The organism is bacterium, from assembly GCA_026398675.1.
Lineage (GTDB): Bacteria > RBG-13-66-14 > RBG-13-66-14 > RBG-13-66-14 > RBG-13-66-14 > RBG-13-66-14.
The window spans coordinates 1-2,966 of sequence record JAPLSK010000365.1 but is presented as its reverse complement, the minus strand read 5'-3'; the positions used below and the strand labels follow the sequence as shown (position 1 = coordinate 2,966).

Genomic DNA, 2,966 nt, shown 5'->3' with positions numbered 1-2,966 from the left:
TGATGTTAAAAGGTAGGGCTCGTGGCGACAACCCCTCAAATTTGTGAAACCCATCGTCGCGGAGCATGGTCGGGCGTAAGGCTCGTAGAGCTTGGTGAATGAAACAGGATAGGGCTCACGGCGATATACTTTCGAACACCTACCAGTTTAGTCGTGGAACACGATCGAGCGGAACGCTCGCGGGGCGTGGCGTTGGAAATAACGCCGGGCTCGCGGCGACAACCCCTCAAATCTGTGAAACCCCTCGTCGCGGAGCATGGTCGGGCGTAAGGCTCGTAGAGCTTGGTGAATGAAACAGGGTAGGGCTCGCGGCGATATACTTTCGAACACCTACCAGTTTAGTCGCGGAGCACGATCGAGCGGAACGCTCGCGGGGCGTGGCGCAGTCCGGTAGCGCACCTGCTTTGGGAGCAGGAAGTCGGAGGTTCGAATCCTCTCGCCCCGACCACCAGCTTGAAGCTGGACACTGTGTCGCGACGTAACCAGATGTAATCCCCTGCGTTATCGCCGCGTGCGGCGCCGTTTTTTTTTAATCCCCGACACCCCATCAGCGTTTTCCCTCTCCCCGTGGGTGCGGCACGCCGACGGGCTGGGGTGAGGGCTGCCTTATTAAACGAAGGGACCGACCGACGGCGCGCCGTTTAGATCGGCCCGCATCAACATCCTTGGCCGGATAGCCCCGAAACCCGCCGCTGGACAGCCCGGCGGCTTTGTGTTATTTTTACCCGCCGCGGTGGAAGTAGCTCAGCTGGTTAGAGCACCTGGTTGTGGCCCAGGAGGCTGTGGGTTCGACTCCCATCTTCCACCCCACCAGCCAGCGCGGGGCGCTGGACCCCGGTGTCGCGACGTAAGCAAATGTAATTCCCTGATTAATCCCCGCGTGTGAAGCCTATTCTCCGGTCCCATACCCAGCCAGCGCGGGGCGCTGGACTCCGGTGTCGCGATTGTAATTATAAGCAATTCGTAGATTAATCCCCGCGTTCGAAGCCGTTTCTCCGGCTCCACACCCCACCAGCTCGAAGCTGAACCCCGGTCTCGCGACAATAATTATGTAGCCGTATAAACGCAGGCCGACCTTTAGGTCGGCCCGTGTTCATAATGGCAATTTGGCGAGGGTCGTCGAACCCCTACGCCGGCGTCGCCGCGGGAGCCAGCCGCGCGTCCGGCCAAAGCTCCTCGAGCACGACGTTCGGCGGCGGAGCGGATACACCGGCGGGCGGGTCCTCGTAGAACGCCAGCCACGGCCCGGCCAGCGGATCGCCGACGACCGCGTGCCCTCCCTCCGGCGGCTCGAAGCCGACCGCCACGCGCGCCCCGACCGGCAGACCCTCCCGGAGCTCCGCCTTCCTCCGCACCCACTCCCCGGGCTCCGACTCGGTGAAACCCAGCCCGGCGAGGGTTTTCCCCCCTTCGTCGGCCCGCCCTCCGGCGACCCAGGCGGCCAGCTCGACGCGCCCCCCGGAAGAGATAAGCTCCGCCCCGCCCAGGCCCGGCGCGGACCACAATGGACCGTCCTTGGGCAGCGAAAACGCCAGCGCCCCGGCGTAGTCGGAAAAAGTTTTCACATATGACAACCGCGGCTCGCGGCGGGGTTTCAGGGAAAACTCGTAGGCCAGGACCGGCAGGCTCGGACGGCCGATGGCCCCCGACCGCGCCAGGTTGTAGCCCGTCACCCCCTTGGCGGTGATGCAGCCCAGAAGGACCGGCGCGTCGGAGTCGGGCGTCGGGGTGCGCACGCCGTTGAGCTGGCCCAGCCGGCGTCCGCCCGCCGGTTGCATCCTCGACAAAAAACCCGAGAGCGCCAGGTCGTAAATCGTCGCCCGTGGGTCGGTGAGCGGGTCGCCGAAGAGCTCGAGCCCGACCCGTTCCGCCTCTTTTTCAATATCCCCTAAAGTCGCGCCGACGCCCGCCGTCACCCGCAGGTCCTCGGGCGTCACGGCGATTTCCCCGTTCAAAAGGGAGAGGGAGACCGGCTCGCCCGCCGGTTCGACCCCGGCCACCGGCCACGCGCGAAGGGCGCCCCCCACGAGCAGGGGGACGCCCCCGGTCAGCATCTTCCGCAGGTCGGCGGCCGTCCTCGGCGCTTCCATCTACAACGACAGCGCGAGCTGGTTGATCTCGTCGTTCGGGCCGAAGACGATGAGGAGGTCGTCCTGGCTCACCTGGGTCTCCGCCTGGGGCGAGGAGTCCACGATGGGCGGCGCCCCGGGCTTGGCGCCCGCGGGGGGGTTCTTTATAATCGCCACCACCCGCACCTTCGACGTGGAGAGCTCGCCCAGCGGCACGTCCTTGTAGCCTCGGGGCAGGCGGACGTGGGCCAGGCCGACCCCCGGCGCCACGCGGGCGAACCGCGTGATGTTCGGCACCAGCACCGCCTGGACCAGGTTGGCGGCGATGTCGCGCTCCGGGTAGATGACCCGGTCCACGCCCAGCTTCCGCAGGACGCGGCCGTGCTCCTCGGAAAGCGCCCGCGAGATGACCAGCTTGACGCCGATCTCCTTGCAGTTCATCGCGGCGAGGGTGTTCGACTCGAAGTCGTTGCCGATGGCGATGATGGACACGTCGTCGCGGTCCACGCCCTGGGCCATGAGGGCCGTTTTATCGGTGGCGTCCAGGGTGGCCGCCACGGCGACGAACTCCTTGATCATCTCCACGCGGGTGGGGTTGGAGTCGTACGCGCTGACGCCGTCGCGCTGCACGTCGGCGAGCATCCGCGCCACCGCCATCCCGAACTCCCCCAGGCCGATCACCGAGTAGGAACGCATGGTTGTCCGTTCTAAGGGTTAATGTTATGGCAAGGGGCTAAAGCCTCTTATCTTGTAAATCGTTCGGGGTAAGGGGTTTTATCCCCTTGTTTCCGTTTCGTAGGGCGGGGTTTCATAACCCCGCCGCCGTTTTGCGGTCATTGTACCTTTTTCGGCGGGGATGGGAATCCCCGCCCTACGGGAGCTAATTCTAGGTCGTGT

General features: G+C 65.1%; 2 protein-coding genes and 2 tRNA genes. 2 read left to right on the top strand and 2 right to left on the bottom strand.

What is annotated here, in order from left to right; genetic code table 11:
- Positions 1–371 precede the first annotated feature (371 nt).
- Positions 372–448, top strand: a tRNA-Pro gene (locus NTW26_11120).
- Between the two features lie 285 nt (positions 449–733).
- Positions 734–810 (top strand) — tRNA-His (locus NTW26_11115).
- Positions 811–1,127: 317 nt separating this feature from the next.
- Here the strand turns inward: NTW26_11115 and NTW26_11110 are convergent.
- Together NTW26_11110 and NTW26_11105 are read right to left on the bottom strand one after the other, a co-directional pair.
- The gene (locus NTW26_11110) at positions 1,128–2,090 is read right to left on the bottom strand and encodes a hypothetical protein (protein ID MCX7022800.1); all 963 of its coding nucleotides are present in this window, start codon (positions 2,088–2,090) and stop codon (positions 1,128–1,130) included.
- A complete protein-coding gene (locus NTW26_11105; protein MCX7022799.1) occupies positions 2,091–2,765 on the bottom strand; it encodes a TrkA family potassium uptake protein in 675 nt (224 codons plus the stop codon).
- Positions 2,766–2,966: the final 201 nt, after the last annotated feature.

Excerpts from the sequence above, each read along its gene's own strand:
- NTW26_11105 (MCX7022799.1), bottom strand. The coding sequence starts at position 2,765 with ATGCGTTCCTACTCGGTGATCGGCCTGGGGGAGTTCGGGATGGCGGTG.
- NTW26_11110 (MCX7022800.1), bottom strand. The coding sequence starts at position 2,090 with ATGGAAGCGCCGAGGACGGCCGCCGACCTGCGGAAGATGCTGACCGGG.